The organism is Kribbella pratensis (genome assembly GCF_004365355.1).
Lineage (GTDB): Bacteria > Actinomycetota > Actinomycetes > Propionibacteriales > Kribbellaceae > Kribbella.
Map to the genome: position 1 here is coordinate 1,943,588 of NZ_SODP01000001.1, position 14,272 is coordinate 1,957,859.

General features: G+C 68.8%; 14 protein-coding genes. 9 read left to right on the forward strand and 5 right to left on the reverse strand.

Features of this window, described 5'->3' with window-relative positions; all coding sequences use genetic code 11:
- Nucleotides 1–81 precede the first annotated feature (81 nt).
- Genes EV653_RS09155 through EV653_RS09170 form a run of 4 tightly spaced genes read left to right on the forward strand, consistent with a single transcriptional unit; the run spans nt 82 to nt 2,840 of the window.
- Nucleotides 82–1,353 carry a sensor histidine kinase gene (locus EV653_RS09155; RefSeq protein WP_134100123.1) on the forward strand — a complete coding sequence of 424 codons (1,272 nt, stop codon included), beginning with the start codon at nt 82–84 and terminating at the stop codon, nt 1,351–1,353.
- Nucleotides 1,335–2,000, forward strand: coding sequence for a response regulator transcription factor (locus EV653_RS09160; RefSeq protein ID WP_238159645.1), 666 nt, complete (start codon nt 1,335–1,337; stop codon nt 1,998–2,000). The genes EV653_RS09155 and EV653_RS09160 overlap by 19 nt, the downstream gene beginning before the upstream one ends.
- 2 nt (nt 2,001–2,002) lie before the next feature.
- On the forward strand, nt 2,003–2,407 hold the full coding sequence (locus tag EV653_RS09165) for a CoA-binding protein (RefSeq protein WP_202871518.1): 405 nt from the start codon (nt 2,003–2,005) through the stop codon (nt 2,405–2,407).
- A gap of 10 nt (nt 2,408–2,417) precedes the next feature.
- Nucleotides 2,418–2,840, forward strand: a complete 423-nt coding sequence (locus tag EV653_RS09170) for a TIGR03667 family PPOX class F420-dependent oxidoreductase (protein WP_134100128.1) — start codon at nt 2,418–2,420, stop codon at nt 2,838–2,840.
- An 11-nt stretch (nt 2,841–2,851) separates the two neighbouring features.
- Here the strand turns inward: EV653_RS09170 and EV653_RS09175 are convergent, their stop codons facing one another.
- From EV653_RS09175 to EV653_RS09190, 4 genes are read right to left on the reverse strand one after another with little or no spacing between them, the layout of a single operon-like run.
- The gene (locus EV653_RS09175; protein ID WP_134100132.1) at nt 2,852–3,100 is read right to left on the reverse strand and encodes a DUF2630 family protein; all 249 of its coding nucleotides are present in this window, start codon (nt 3,098–3,100) and stop codon (nt 2,852–2,854) included.
- Complete coding sequence (locus EV653_RS09180) at nt 3,097–3,864, reverse strand: ABC transporter permease (protein WP_134100135.1); 768 nt, start codon at nt 3,862–3,864, stop codon at nt 3,097–3,099. The genes EV653_RS09175 and EV653_RS09180 overlap by 4 nt, the downstream gene beginning before the upstream one ends.
- Complete coding sequence (locus EV653_RS09185) at nt 3,865–5,580, reverse strand: AMP-binding protein (RefSeq protein ID WP_134100138.1); 1,716 nt, start codon at nt 5,578–5,580, stop codon at nt 3,865–3,867. It lies immediately after the preceding gene.
- Nucleotides 5,581–5,602: 22 nt separating this feature from the next.
- Nucleotides 5,603–6,649 (reverse strand): SLC13 family permease, encoded by a 1,047-nt coding sequence (locus tag EV653_RS09190; protein ID WP_238159646.1) that lies wholly within the window; start codon nt 6,647–6,649, stop codon nt 5,603–5,605.
- 161 nt (nt 6,650–6,810) lie between these two features.
- On the opposite strand from EV653_RS09190, the gene EV653_RS09195 reads away from it, so the two are divergent.
- Nucleotides 6,811–9,519, forward strand: coding sequence for a bifunctional acetate--CoA ligase family protein/GNAT family N-acetyltransferase (locus EV653_RS09195; protein ID WP_134100144.1), 2,709 nt, complete (start codon nt 6,811–6,813; stop codon nt 9,517–9,519).
- Here EV653_RS09195 and EV653_RS09200 read toward each other — a convergent pair.
- Nucleotides 9,489–10,013: a DUF2087 domain-containing protein gene (locus EV653_RS09200; RefSeq protein WP_134100147.1), complete on the reverse strand. Its 525-nt coding sequence runs from the start codon at nt 10,011–10,013 to the stop codon at nt 9,489–9,491. The two genes, EV653_RS09195 and EV653_RS09200, sit on opposite strands and share 31 nt — an antisense overlap.
- A 45-nt stretch (nt 10,014–10,058) precedes the next feature.
- Here EV653_RS09200 and EV653_RS09205 point away from each other — a divergent pair, with 45 nt between their 5' ends.
- From EV653_RS09205 to EV653_RS09220, 4 genes are all read left to right on the forward strand, one after another.
- Nucleotides 10,059–11,114 carry a P1 family peptidase gene (locus EV653_RS09205; protein WP_134100150.1) on the forward strand — a complete coding sequence of 352 codons (1,056 nt, stop codon included), beginning with the start codon at nt 10,059–10,061 and terminating at the stop codon, nt 11,112–11,114.
- 138 nt (nt 11,115–11,252) lie between these two features.
- The gene (locus EV653_RS09210; RefSeq protein WP_202871519.1) at nt 11,253–11,954 is read left to right on the forward strand and encodes an ABC transporter ATP-binding protein; all 702 of its coding nucleotides are present in this window, start codon (nt 11,253–11,255) and stop codon (nt 11,952–11,954) included.
- A gap of 5 nt (nt 11,955–11,959) precedes the next feature.
- Complete coding sequence (locus EV653_RS09215) at nt 11,960–13,600, forward strand: FtsX-like permease family protein (RefSeq protein ID WP_238159647.1); 1,641 nt, start codon at nt 11,960–11,962, stop codon at nt 13,598–13,600.
- 57 nt (nt 13,601–13,657) lie between these two features.
- Nucleotides 13,658–14,269: a DUF5998 family protein gene (locus EV653_RS09220; protein WP_134100156.1), complete on the forward strand. Its 612-nt coding sequence runs from the start codon at nt 13,658–13,660 to the stop codon at nt 14,267–14,269.
- The last annotated feature ends 3 nt before the right edge of the window (nt 14,270–14,272 follow it).

The following is a 14,272-nucleotide window of genomic DNA, read 5'->3' on the forward strand; positions in this document are numbered from 1 at the left end:
GAAGCCCTGGCCCATGGTGGAGACCCGGAGTAGCGCGCACGCTACCGTCCTCCAGGCTGAGCCCCCTCTAGGGTTAAAAGCGTGGAGAGTCCGAAGACGGCATGGGCAGCGTTGGCGTCGCCGCGCTATCTGATCTCGTCTTGGCCGTGGCGGAGCTACGCCTACCTCTTCACGTCCGTGCCGGTCGGTGCGCTGGCGATCTGCGTACTCGTCGGGCTGGCCGCGCTCAGCGCAGTACTCAGCCCGATCCTGATCGGCATCCTGATGCTCACCGCATTCCCGCTGATCGGCGCCACGATCGGCTGGATCGAGCGCTGGCGGGCCGGGCTGATGCTGGTGGACGGCATCAGCACGCCGCACGCGCAGCTGCCGCTCGGTTTGTCGGTCAAGCAGCGGCTGACCTTCCGCCGGCGCGAGCAGGCCTCGATGCGGGCTCTCGGGTACGGGTTCGTGCTCGGCGTCCTCATCTGGCCGCTGAGTGCATTGTTCGCAGGCATCAGCGCGACGATTCTGCTGACCACGCTGGCCGCACCGATCATCGCCGACACCGACGAGCTGGGGATGGGGCCGTGGACGCTCGACTCGGCCGGGGAAGGGTTCATCTTCCTGATCCTGTTCGGGCCGGTGTTCTTCGCGTTCAGCTCGTACCTGCTCGGGGTCATCGCCGGCGCTGAGGCCTCGCTCGCGAAGACCATGCTCGGACCGCGGCAAGAGGAGCTGCAGCGCAACCTCGCCGAGCTCCGGCGCTCGAGACTCGATCTGGTCGACGCGTTCGAGACCGAGCGGGCGCGGATCGAGCGCCACCTGCACGACGGCGTACAGCAGCGGCTGGTAGGGCTGACGATGACGCTCGGGCTGGCTGAGCTGGATCTGCCCGACGGCGAGGGACGGCGACTCGTCGTGAAGGCGCACTCCGAGGCGGAGGCCGCCTTGGCCGACCTGCGGGCCGCAGTACGCGGGATCCATCCGCGGGTGCTCGTCGATCACGGGCTGGAGGCCGCCGTACGGGAGGTGGCGGACCGGATGCCGCTGCCGGTGACGGTGCAGCTGTCCACGACCCGGCTGCCACCACCGATCGAGGCCGCGGCGTACTTCGTCGTGTCCGAGGCGCTCGCCAACGTCGCGAAGCACGCACAGGCGACGAAGTGCGAGGTGGCGGGCTGGTTGGATCGTGACCGGCTCGTCATGACGATCCAGGACGACGGGATCGGCGGCGCACGTCTTGGTGCGGGGACCGGACTCACCGGGTTGGTGACCCGATTGGACGCCTTGGGCGGCACACTCGACGTCGACAGCCCACCCAGTGGGCCGACCCGACTGAGAATGGAGTGCCCGTGCCGACTCGGCGACTGAGCCGTCGTTTGAGCATTGTGCTGGCCGAAGACTCGCTGCTGTTGCGGGAGGGCCTGGCCAGCATTCTGGATCGCGCCGGGCACGACGTACGGGACTCGGTCGGGGACGCGGACACGCTGCTGGCCGTCGTGCGCAAGGATCCGCCGGACCTGGTGATCACCGACGTACGGATGCCGCCCGGGCACTCCGACGAGGGCCTGCGCGCCGCCGCGGCGATCCGTTCCGAGCTGCCGGCGATCGGGATCCTGGTGCTCTCGCAGTACGTCGCCGACGCCTACCTGTCGTCGTTGCTGGAGACAACGACCGGCGGGATCGGCTACCTGCTGAAGGACCGCGTCGGGCACGTCACGGAGTTCCTCGAGTCACTGGACCGGGTCGCGGACGGCGGGACCGTGGTCGACCCGGAGGTCGTGCGGCAGCTGCTCGCACGACGGCGCAACGACGGGCCGCTTTCCGCACTCACGCCGCGTGAGCTGGAGGTGCTCGCGCTGATGGCCGAGGGCCGGGTGAACGCGTCGATCGCCGAGCAACTCGTGGTCAGTGAAGCCGCGGTCCGCAAGCACGTGGGAAACATTTTCGCCAAGCTGCGGTTGGAAGATGGGTTGGACCGGCGCGTATCCGCGGTGTTGACCTATTTGAGAGGTTGAAGATGGACGAGGCGATCCGGAAGATCCTGGCCGACTGCGACACCTGGGCCGTGGTCGGACTGTCGAACAACACGAGCCGGGCGGCGTACGGCGTGGCGCGGTTCCTGCAGAACCACGGGAAGCGGATCGTGCCCGTGCATCCGTCCGCGGAGACCGTGCACGGCGAGCAGGGGTACGCGACGCTCGCGGACATCCCGTTCCCGGTCGATTGCGTCGACGTGTTCGTCAACTCCGACCTGGCCGGCGAGATCGCGGACCAGGCGGTCGGCATCAACGCGAAGGCGGTCTGGTTCCAGCTCGACGTAGTTGACCAGGACGCCTACGACCGGACGACCGCAGCCGGACTCACCATGGTGATGAACCACTGCCCGGCAATCGAGTGGGGCCGCCTCGGACCGACGCTCTGAAAGGTTTCTGATGTTCACGATCGACACCTCCACCCCCTTCGGCAAGCGCATCGCGCGGCAACTCGACGACGAACGGGTGGTCTGGCTGACCACGGTGGCCGAATCAGGGACCCCGGCACCGACGCCGGTGTGGTTCCTCTGGCGCGACGACGAGATCCTGATCGGCAGCGAGCCGGGCAAGGCCAAGCTGCGCAACATCGCCGCCCACCCACAGGTCAGCGTCAACTTCAACGCGACGCACACCGGTGGCGACGTCGGCGTCATCACCGGTACGGCGGAGATCGAGAGCGCACCGCTCAGTGGCGACGCGCTCGCGGCGTACAACACGAAGTACGCCGACGACATCGCGAGGCTGGGGATGACTCCGGACCAGTTTCATGCGTCGTACTCGGTCCTGATCCGGATCACCCCTCGGAAACTGCGCGGTTTCTGATCCAGTGCGGTTTAGTTGAGGTAGCCCTCGACGGTGTCGGCCGAACGGGGCTTCGCGTCGTCGGGGTTCTCACCGAACTCACGCCGGGCACGCCGCTGGCGAAGCAAGTCCCAGCACTGGTCCAGCTCGACCTCGACGGCCTTCAGCCGGGCATGCTCGTCCGCGTCACTGATCTGACCGGCGGCGTGCTTGTTACGAAGCTCCTTCTCCTCCGCGACCAGGTCGTCGATGCGCTCGATGATGCTCTTGTCGTCAGTCATGCCTGAACGGTACGCCCGTCCGGTAGGTGGGAGCGGGATAGGAGCTCGGTGAGGACGAGGATGGCGAGGGCCTCGGCTGCGATCAAGCCGAGGAGGACGACGAGTTGGAGGGCGGCGGCCTGGGTGGGGGAGGCGCCGCCCAGGACCATGCCGACGAAGGCGCCGGGGAGCGTGACCAGGCCGACCGTGCGGGTCTGATCGAGCGCCGGCAGGAGGGCGTCACCCGCGACCGCACCGACGACGAGCTTGAACGCGTCCGGCTGGAGCAGACCGATCGACAGCCCGGCCTCGAACTCGCCGTAGCGGGTCGCGTACTCGCTGAGCACGCGCCGACCGGCCAGGGTTGTTGCCGTCATCGCGCCGCCGACGATGATGCCGCCCATCGGCAGGATGCTCGCCGGGTTCCGCGGTACGACGCCGGGCAGAATGAGCAGCAGCAGTACGGCGAACGCACCCGAGCCGATCGCCGCCGCGCAGTACGCCCATTGCCCCGGGATGACTGCGGTCTGATGCAGTCGCCGCGTGCTCGTCACCGTGGCGACAACGAACATCAGCAGGACGAACGCGATCGCGCCGATCGTGTGCTGCAGCGCGAACCCGACCACCACTCCGACGGCGGCCAACTGCACGACCGCGCGCAGCGCCGCGGTGACGATGCCCCTGTCGTGCCGCAGACCGGCGTACCGGGACGCGGCGACACCTATCGCGATCAGCAAGGGCAGGACGACGAGGGCCGACCAGCCCAAGCCGGTATGGAACGACATCTACTTGAAGTCGGCCTCGTCGTAGGTGTTCCCCGCGCCACTCTCCACCTTCGCCGCCTCGTCCGCGCGCAGCTCGACCCGCCGGATCTTGCCGGAGATCGTCTTCGGCAGCTCGGCGAACTCGAGCCGCCGGATCCGCTTGTACGGCGCCAGGTGCTCGCGGCAGAACGCCAGGATCTCGCCGGCCAGCTCCCGCGACGGCTCGTGTCCGGCTGCGAGGACGACGTACGCCTTCGGAACGGCGAGCCGGACCGGGTCCGGTGACGGTACGACGGCCGCCTCGGCGACCGCGGGGTGCTCGATCAGCACCGACTCCAGCTCGAACGGCGAGATCCGGTAGTCGCTGGCCTTGAACACGTCGTCCGAGCGTCCGACGTACGTGATGTAGCCGTCCGCGTCCCGGCTCGCGACGTCGCCGGTGTGGTAGTACCCGTTGCGCATCACCTCGGCGGTCAGCTCGTCGGCGTCCCGATAGCCGCGCATCAACGGGACCGGCGCGGGCGCCAGCTCGATGCAGATCTCCCCGTCGTCGCCGATCACGTCGGTCGCCGGGTCGATCAGCGCGATGCTGTACCCGGGCAGCGGGCGGCCCATCGAGCCGAGCTTCACCGGCTGACCAGGTGTGTTGCCGATCTGCGCGGTCGTCTCGGTCTGGCCGTACCCGTCCCGGATCGTGATGTCCCAGGCGTTGCGGACCTGCTCGATCACCTCGGGGTTGAGCGGCTCACCGGCCGAGATGCATTCGCGGATCTGTACGTCGACCGCGGACAGGTCGGCCTGGATCAGCATCCGCCACACCGTCGGCGGCGCACAGAACGTGGTCACGCCGTACTCCTGCAGGACCTGGAGCATCCGCTCGGCGTTGAAGCGCGTGTAGTTGTAGAGGAAGACGGTCGCACCGGCGTTCCACGGCGCGAACACGTTGCTCCACGAGTGCTTGGCCCAGCCGGGCGACGACACGTTGAGGTGTACGTCGCCGGGCTGCAGACCGATCCAGTACATCGTGGACAGGTGGCCCAGCGGGTAGCTGACCTGCGTGTGCTCGACCAGCTTCGGCTGACTCGTCGTACCGGACGTGAAGTACAGCAGCAGCGAGTCGTCCGCAGCGGTGTCGACCTCCGGGACCGGACCGTTGTAGCTCTCGGTGTCGGCGTACTGCAACCAGCCCTCGGCCGCTGAGCCGACAGCGCTGACAGCTCCGACGGCGACGCGGATGCAGTGGTCCGCGATCCCGGCGTACCGTCCGGCGTCAGCTCCGCTCGTGACGACGGCGCGGACATTGCCGCGGGAGATGCGGTCGGCGAGGTCGGCGTCGGTGAGCAGGGTGGTCGCGGGAATCATCACCGCGCCGGCCCGGATACAGCCGAGCATCGTCTCCCAGAGCTCCACCTGGTTGCCGAGCACGATCAGCACGCGATCGCCCGGCTTCAGGCTCGCCTGGGTGAGCCAGCCGGCGACTTGGCGGGACCGCTGGGCCATCTCGGCGTACGTCCGGGAGGTGACCTGGCCGTCCTCCTCGACGATCGTCAGCGCGGCCACCTCGGGCTGCTCGATGGCGAGCGCGTCGAACCAGTCGCGCGCCCAGTTGAACCGCTCGAACGCGGGCCACTTGAAGTCCCGGTACGCCGTCTCGTAGTCGTCCCGATGCGCCACCAGGAAGTCCCGGGCCGCCCGGAACTCCCGGGTCACCGCCGAGGTGCTCTGCTCCGTCGCCATGTCGCGCACATTACCTATTCAGTCACGCGTTCAGTGCCAGAACAGCTCCCGCCACGACCAACGGCGTCAGAATCAGACCACGCCACAGGAACGACCACCACGAGATGTCGACGCGCGCGGCGTCGCAGCGGGCTCGCCACAGGAGCGTGGCGAGTGAGCCCCAGAGAGTGAGCAGGCACCCGCAGTTGACGCCGATCAGCAGCGCCATCATCCGGTGCGGGCTGCTGGAAGCGACCGGCTCCATCGCGAGGTACGCCGGCAGGTTGTCGAACAGGTTCGCGCCGACGGCAGCAGTCGCGCTCAACCGGAGTTCGGACGTCGTCCCGGCGATCCGCCGGAGCAGATCCTCGAGCCCGTGCTTGCTGAGGAACCCGACCACGGTGAACAGCACCACGACCGTGATGACGAGCTTGTACGGGATCAGCGACCACCGCAGCGCGCTGCGCCGCCGGATAGCGAACAGGACCACCAGCGTGATCGCCCCGATGCTGGCCGGCCAGGCGACCTCCACGCCGGACACGAACGCGGGCCCCATCAGCACACACACGCCCGCCGAGCCCCAGAACAGCACCTTGTCCTCGACCGGTGGAGTCTGCGGTACGGCGTACGTCCGGCGCAGGTCGCGATGGAAGAGCGTCGCGAGTACGACGACTGTGATCAGGATCGACGCGATCGCCGGACGCCAGCTCACCGAGATGAACGAGGTGTCCAACTGGCGGAACTGATGGAGGGCGAGCAGGTTCGTGAGATTGGACACGGGCAGCAGCAACGACGCCGTGCCGGCCAGCCAGACGGTCGTGAACGCGAACAGCTTCGGCGGGATCTCCAGCTGCCGGGCCATCGACAGCACGACCGGGGTCAGCAGCACCGCGCAGGTGTCCAACGACAGCACGATGGTGAGGCCGGTGGCGAGCGCGACAACCAGCAGCCAGAGCCGCCAGACCCGGCCCCGGGCGAGGTGCGCGGCCTCCCGTGCCGCGACGTCGAACACCTTGGCCTGGTCGGCCAGCTCGGCGATGACGGTCACGGCAATCAGGAACACCAGCACCGGCGCGATCCGCTCGACCAATATCCACGACCTCCGAGGTGACTGTGTGAGTACGCTTACCAGGTGACTCTCTTGATGCCACGACTCCGTCGCGGCGGGTCATGGGGCTGGTGCTCCCGGTCTTCCCTCGTCGCTCCAGTCGCTGCGCTCCCTGCGCTCCTCGGTCCAGACCGGGAGGCCCCATGACCAAGGGCCAGTATGACCACGAGCTGCCGGACGGCTATCCGGCGGAGTACGAGGCCGATGTCGTCCTGCGGGACGGCGCGACCGCGCATCTGCGTCCGATCACGCCCTCCGACGCCGAGCTCCTGGTGGCGTTCTACGCCCGGGTGTCCGAGCAATCGAAGTACTACCGCTTCTTCGCCCCGTACCCACAGCTGTCGGACCGGGATGTGGCGAGGTTCACCACCGTCGATTACCACGACCGGCTCGCGCTGATCGTCACGGTCGGTGACGAGATGATCGGCGTCGGCCGGTACGAGCGGACCGGACGGAGTACGGCGGAGGTCGCGTTCCTGATCGAGGACGCGCACCAGGGCCGCGGGCTCGGCCAACTGCTCCTCGAGCACCTGGCGCAGGCCGCCCGCGAGAACGGCATCCACCGGTTCGTGGCCGAGGTGCTGCCGGACAACCGGAAGATGATCACGGTCTTCGCCGAGGCCGGGTACAAGGTTGCTCGCGAGTTCGAGGACGGCGTGATCATGGTCGAGTTCGACATCGCGCCGACCGACACCTCGTTCGGCGTTATGCAGGCCCGTGAGCAGCGGTCCGAGGCACTGTCGATCGCGCGGCTGCTGACCCCGTCGTCAGTCGCGGTCATCGGCGCGAGCCGGCGTCAGGGCACGATCGGCAACGCGCTGTTGCGCAACCTCCGCGACGGCGGGTTCCCGGGCCGGTTGTACGCCGTGAACACCGACACCCAAGCCATGCCTGGTACCGAGATCGAGGGCGTCCCGGCGTACCCCACAATCCGCGAAGTGAGCGACACGGTCGACCTGGCGGTGGTCGCGGTCAAGGCGGAGATGGTCGCGGACGTCGTCCTGGACTGTGCGGCCAAGGGCGTGCGCGGGCTGGTCGTGGTGTCCAGCGGGTTCGCCGAGATCGGGGACGAAGGGCGGAAGCGGCAGCGCTACCTTGTGGGTCTGGCGCGCTCGTACGGCATGCGCGTCATCGGCCCGAACGCGCTCGGTGTGATCAACACGGCGGACGGGGTCTCGCTGAACGCGACGCTCTCGCCGTTGATGCCGAGCAAGGGCCGGGTCGCGTTCTTCTGCCAGTCCGGCGCGCTCGGCGTACCGATCCTGGCCGATATGGTCGGTCGTGGCCTCGGCCTGTCGACCTTCGTCTCGGCCGGGAACCGCGCGGACGTCTCGGGCAACGACCTGATGCAGTTCTGGTACTCCGACGAGGCCACCGAGGTCGTGCTGCTGTACCTCGAGTCGCTCGGCAACCCACGCAAGTTCAGCCGGGTCGCGCGCCGGCTGGCCGGTCGCAAGCCGGTGATCGCGCTGAAGTCCGGGCGGGCGACCCAGGGCGTGCCGGTCGGGCAGATGGTCCGGCGCAGTCAGTTGCCGCCAGCAACGATCGAGTCGCTGTTCCGGCAGAGCGGCCTGATCGGGGTGGACACCACCGGTGAGCTGTTCGACGTTGCGCAGCTGCTCGCGCACCAGCCACTGCCGAAAGGCCGCCGCGTCGCGATCGTCTCGAACTCCGACGCGCTGACCCTGCTCGCCCTCGACACAATGGCCGGCTGCGGTCTCGACGTAGCCGGCGACCCGCACAACCTGAGCCCGGACGCGACCGCTTCGGACTTCGGCGTGGCCCTGTCCGAGGTGTTCGCCGACGACCGTGTGCATTCGGTGGTGGTCATCTACACGCCGCCCGTGCAGTCCAACGGCGCCGAGGTCGCGCAGGTCCTGGCAGCAGCAGCCGCCGGGTCGGACAAGCCGGTGGTGTCGACCTTCCTCGCCTCCCGCAGCGTGCCCGCCGAGCTCCGCGTCCCCGACGAAGACGGTGGTGCCGCGCGCGGATCGATCCCGTCGTTCCTCAACCCGCAGTACGCCGTGGGCGCGCTCGCGAAGGCAACGCAGTACGCCGAGTGGCGCAGGCGCTCGGACAGCCGGATCCCGGATCTGCCGGACGTGGACACCGCCGGGGGAGAGGACTTCGTCGCGGAGTTCCTGCAGCGTCATCCCGGTGGCGCTGATCTCGACGAGGCCGACCGCCAGCGCCTGCTGAGCTTCTACGGGATCACGGTGCTGCCGGCCTTCCCGGTGCTGAGCGCGGACGAGGCGGTCGACCGGGCCGCGGACCTCGGGTTCGAGGTGATCCTGAAGGCGACGGCGGAGCAGTGGCGGATGCGGCCCGACCTGGCCGACATCTGGCGGCACATCCACGACGAGGACGACATGCGGGCGGCCTGGGCGGAGATGACCCAGACGTTCGGCGTCGCGTCGGATCCGGGGCGGGCGCAGTTCGTCGTCCAGAAGATGGCGCCGCCGGGGGTGCCGGTCGTGATCTCGACGATCGAGGACGTGTCGTTCGGACCGGTCGTCACGTTCGGGCTTTCCGGGGTGGCGACGGACCTGCTCGGCGACCGGTCGTACCGGATGCCGCCGCTGACCACGCGGGACGCGGCCGAGATGGTGCGGGAGGTGAAGGCGTCGCCGCTGCTGTACGGCTACCGCGGTTCGGACCCGGTTGACATCTCCGCGATCGAGAACCTGCTGCACCGGGTCTCCCGGCTGACCCTCGACCTCGAGGAGGTCGTCCGACTCGATCTGCGCTCGGTCCTGGTCTCCGCCCAGGGCGCCTGCGTCCTCGACACCCGGGTCCGGATCGCCCCGAACGAGAAGCCGCGTCAGGACACCCCGGCCCGCCGCCTGACGTAGATGCCGTTCTCACGGTGCAGCAGCTGTGCGTCGACGAGGCCTCGCCGAAGGGCGGCGTGGTCCGGGTGCCAGCGGTTCAGCAGTTCGTTGACCTCGGCCTCGGGGTAGGCCCGCCCGACCTCGAACGTCTCGACCAGATACTCGAGAACGACCTGATACTTGTCCGGGTACGTCGGGAAGTGCGTCAGCCGCCCGTCGCGGATGAACGACTTCAGCACGTTGTCCCGGTCCGGATCCGGGTCGAGCGGCACCCGCTCGGGGCGGCTCTCACGGACGGCGTCCTTGAACGCGGCCTCGTCCGCCGTGAAGCCGTCGCGGGTGGCTTCGATCAGCCCGCCCTTGGTCAGCCGCTGCAGTGCCTTCGCCACGACCGGCGCGGCGAGTCCGGTGCTCCCGGCAACCTGCTCGGGAGTGGAGGCGCCGAGGACGATCGCGGAGTACGTCCGCAACCTCGACGGTTCGGCCAGCAGACCACAGAGCTGATCGGCGTTCATACATTTCACGCTAACGACGGCCGCAACCCGATTATGATCCGCCGTATGCAGCCTGGCCCGCACAATGCGATCACCGATGTCCCCGGAGTGCTTGTCGGTCAGGTGGAGCGCCTCGATGCGCCGTACCTGACCGGTACGACGGTCATTTACCTGCCGGCGACTGCTGTCGCCGGTGTCGACGTCCGCGGCGGAGCGCCCGGAACCCGTGAGACGGATCTGCTCTCGCCGGTGAACTCGAACGGCGGCGTGAACGCGATCGTGCTGACCGGCGGGAGCGCGTTCGGTCTCGATACCGCGGGCAGTGTGATGCGCTGGCTGGAGGAGCGTGGCGAGGGTGTGCGCGTCGGCCAGGGCGAGTACGACGTGGTGCCGATCGTGCCGACCGCGGTCATCTTCGACCTCGCCCGCGGCGGCGACTTCAAGGCCCGGCCCGAGTCGTCCTGGGGTGCGGACGCGATCGCCGCCGCCACGGACGGACCGGTTGCCCTGGGCAACCATGGCGCCGGCGCCGGAGCGCGTGCCCGCTCGTTGAAGGGTGGTGTCGGCTCGGCCAGCGTGCGGCTGGACGACGGTACGACGGTCGGCGTACTGGTGATCGTCAACGCGGCCGGCTCGACGGTCGACGCCGACGGCAACTTGTACGGCGCGCGCCTCGGGATCGGTGACGAGTTCAGCCATCTGCGGACGCCGGTCGAGCCGCCGCCACCCGCCGCGCCCGGTCGCAACCTGATCCCGGGGCCGCCGATGAACACCGTGATCGCCGTGGTGGCGACCGACGTACCGCTCGACAAGGCGGCGACCAAGCGGATGGCGATGGTCGCGCACGACGGTCTGGCGCGGGCGATCGATCCGATCCACACGCTCGTCGACGGCGACAGCATCTTCGCTGTGTCGACCCGGACGGCCGACGACGACCGGCCCCGGCTGAGCCTCACCGATCCGATGGCGTTGGGGCAGCTCGAGACGCTCTACGCCGCCGGTGCGCGCACGTTGTCGCGGGCGATCGTGCACGCGATGCTCAACGCCGAATCGGTGGAGACTCCGGCGGGCATGATCCCTAGCTACCGCGACGCGTATCCGTCGGCGTTCAGCACCGACTGACATCTACTGACGCCGACTGACACGGACTGGCGTACGACTTGGGTCGTACGCCGACCTGCCGAAAGGTGTCGGAAGACGACGGCAAGACCGGTCCGCAGGCCGACGATCGCGGGCGCTGTCGACGGAAAGCTCTAGGCTATGAACTTCCAGAGTCCCCAGTCGCAGGTCGTGCTCTCCGGTCACGGCCTGGTCAAGTACTACGGCAGCATGGTCGGCCTGGCCGGCGTGGACGTTGCTGTCCGGTCCGGCGAGGCCCTCGCGGTGATGGGCCCGAGCGGCAACGGTAAAACCACCCTGCTGCATGTGCTGGCCGGAATCCTCACGCCGGACCAGGGGGAGGTGTGGCTTGCCGGTGAACGCGTGGACCAGTTGAACGACGCCGCCCGGACAGTACTACGTCGGCGGCGGCTCGGGTTCGTGTTCCAGGACAACCAACTGCTGGCTGAACTGCCCGCGGACGAGAATGTGGCGCTCCCGTTGATGGTGGACGGTCTGAGCCGGCGGGACGCGATCGGCCGGGCCCGGAACATGCTCGCCCAGGTCGGCCTGGCCGCTGAGGTCGGCCGTCGTCCGGGCGAGCTCTCCGGCGGCCAGGCGCAACGAGTCGCGATCGCCCGTGCTCTGGTCGGCGAACCGCAGGTGGTGTTCGCCGACGAACCAACCGGCGCTCTGGACGCAGCCACCGGCTCCCAGGTCATCGACCTGCTGGTCGGCGCAGCGACCTACCGCGGCGCGGCAGTTGTTGTCGTCACGCACGACAACGCAGTTGCCGCCCGCTGCCACCGCGCGCTCCACATCGTCGACGGTCGGGTCAGCGAGTCGACGGGAGTCGCACGATGAATCCGATGACCGACCTCGGCCTGCGCTTTGTACGTCGTCCGGGGCCGGGTGGACGCGCCGCCAACCTGGCGGCGCTCGGAGCGACCGCAGTCGTCGCATTGCTGGTGACCTTCTTGATCGCGGGCTCACTCGGACTGTCACACCGTTCGGAGCGCATCGGTTGGCGGAGTGCGGACAAGGCCGACCCCGCGACCGCGATCGGTGCGCTGCATCTCGACGACGACCAGCGCGTTGACGGCCAGCGGATGACCGTCCTCGACCTGGCAACGCTCAAGCCCAACGAACTCCCGCCACCGCCCGGCCTCGAGCACACTCCGAAGCCAGGTGAAGTCTTCGTCTCGCCCGAGGTCGCCAAGCGCTGGTCCAGCCTCAGCACGAAGTACGGCGTTGCAGAGCCGACCGGTGTGATCACCGCGAAGGGTCTGTCCTCGCCGGAGGAGTTCATCGTCATCCGGGGCGTCCGAACGATCCCGGCCGACGAGCACCCGCAGTACGTGAGTAGTTGGCACGACAAGGTGTGGGACAGCCGCATGCTCGGTCTGCTGATCGCAGTCGCCTTCGGCATCACTCTCGTGCTGTTCCCGATCCTCAGCCTCGTCGGCCAAGCAGCCGGTGTCGCAGCCAAGCGCCGCGAACACAGACTGGCTGCACTTCGCCTCGCCGGCGCCACGCGAACACAGGTCCTCTGGCTGAGCGCAGTGGAGCAAGCTGTCCTCGCTTTGGCCGGCGCAGTGATCGGACTGGTCGGCTACACGGCCCTGAGCCCATTGATCGCCCGCATCCCGCTCGGCGGCGGACGCTGGTACGTCGGCGACATCACCGTCAACTGGTGGACGGTCCTGGTCGTACTGGTCGCAGTACCCGTCCTGTCTGTCGTGAGCGCACTGATCGGCCTGGGCCGCGTCAGCATCACCCCGCTGGGCGTTGTCCGCGGTCAAACCCGTAAGGGCGTCAGCGTCCTGCGTCTCGGCCTGTTGGTGATCGGTCCGCTGATCCTGGCGTACTACGGTCTTCAGGCTGCTTTCCTGCCCTTGCTGATCGGTGTCGGGTTCGCTGCGCTCGCCGTACGCATCATCGGGCCGTTCGCGGTGCAGGTGGTCGGCAAGACGATGGCGAACCTGGCAAACGGACCCGTGACGTTGCTGGCGGGTCGCAGGCTTGTCGACGACCCGAAGGGCGCTTTCCGGCCGGTGGCGGCGCTGGTGCTGTCGGGCTTCGTCACTGGCTTCATCTCGGTGTTCATGCCGCCCGGTGACGACGATCCGAGCTTCCACGACATGCGGATCGGTGTGGCACTCCTGCTGTCGCTGGTCTTCCTGACGGTGGCAGCGTCGACTGCGGCCGGTGCGGTTGGGACTGCGCTCGACCAGGCGGCTCCGGCGCGAGCGCTGCGGCGGTCCGGCGTACCGCTGAAGGTGATTGAGCGGTCGGCGCGGGTTGCGGCAGTCGTACCGGTGATCGGGGTCGGGCTGCCGGTCGTCGGGTTCGGGGCGCTGTGCGGGCTGGCGCTGAGCGGCGGGAAGGTCATCACGCAGGGCAGTTCCGGCGTACTGCTGCTGATCGGGCAGGTCGTGGCCGGGCTCATCCTCGTCGCGGTCGCGGGCGCCGCCGGTGCGCCGGTCCTGCGGAAGGCGAGTGCGAACTGAGCGCGGTTGTCCACAAGGGTCGAACGCTCGGGCTCGCGATCGTGCAAGGATGAGGGCATGCGTGACCTGAATGCACCGGAGCTCGCGGACGCATCCGCGGACCTGCGCGAGGCGATCGATCGGTGCGGCTACTACCCCGACGTGGTGACGGATTCGCTCGAGGTGGCGATCGCCGGCGAGCCGATCCGCGCCTATGTGCTGCAGCACGAGCCGACGTTCGACCGGGACGAGGTCCGGCGGCACATCACGATCCTGGCGCTGACCCCGAGCCGGCTGATCGTCGGCCACACCGACGAACACGCCGCCGACGAACTGATCCGCGCGCCGTATGCGTCGACCTCGACCGAGGCGATCCCGTTGCACCGGGTCAACGCCGTCGTCGTGAACCGCGTCGTCCCGAACCCGGCCGGCTACGCCTCCGGCAAGTCCGACCCGGCCGTGGCCGGCGCCGGCGAGGTCGTGCTGACGATCGGCTGGGGCATGGTCAACCGGATCGACCTCGAGCCCGCCGTCTGCGCCGACCCGAACTGCGAGGCCGACCACGGGTACACCGGCTCGGTCGCGGCCGACGACATCTCGCTGCGGATCAGCGCGGCGGCCGACGGTCCGGCCGGGATCCAGCAAGTGCTCGAGTTCGCCAAGGCGCTGTCCTTCGCGACCAGCAGGTAGTGC

Coding starts and splice junctions, on each gene's coding strand:
- EV653_RS09185 (WP_134100138.1), bottom strand. CDS start 5,580: ATGGCGACGGAGCAGAGCACCTCGGCGGTGACCCGGGAGTTCCGGGCG.
- EV653_RS09180 (WP_134100135.1), bottom strand. CDS start 3,864: ATGTCGTTCCATACCGGCTTGGGCTGGTCGGCCCTCGTCGTCCTGCCC.
- EV653_RS09210 (WP_202871519.1), top strand. CDS start 11,253: ATGAACTTCCAGAGTCCCCAGTCGCAGGTCGTGCTCTCCGGTCACGGC.
- EV653_RS09170 (WP_134100128.1), top strand. CDS start 2,418: ATGTTCACGATCGACACCTCCACCCCCTTCGGCAAGCGCATCGCGCGG.
- EV653_RS09195 (WP_134100144.1), top strand. CDS start 6,811: ATGACCAAGGGCCAGTATGACCACGAGCTGCCGGACGGCTATCCGGCG.
- EV653_RS09200 (WP_134100147.1), bottom strand. CDS start 10,013: ATGAACGCCGATCAGCTCTGTGGTCTGCTGGCCGAACCGTCGAGGTTG.
- EV653_RS09220 (WP_134100156.1), top strand. CDS start 13,658: ATGCGTGACCTGAATGCACCGGAGCTCGCGGACGCATCCGCGGACCTG.
- EV653_RS09165 (WP_202871518.1), top strand. CDS start 2,003: ATGGACGAGGCGATCCGGAAGATCCTGGCCGACTGCGACACCTGGGCC.
- EV653_RS09215 (WP_238159647.1), top strand. CDS start 11,960: ATGACCGACCTCGGCCTGCGCTTTGTACGTCGTCCGGGGCCGGGTGGA.
- EV653_RS09205 (WP_134100150.1), top strand. CDS start 10,059: ATGCAGCCTGGCCCGCACAATGCGATCACCGATGTCCCCGGAGTGCTT.
- EV653_RS09175 (WP_134100132.1), bottom strand. CDS start 3,100: ATGACTGACGACAAGAGCATCATCGAGCGCATCGACGACCTGGTCGCG.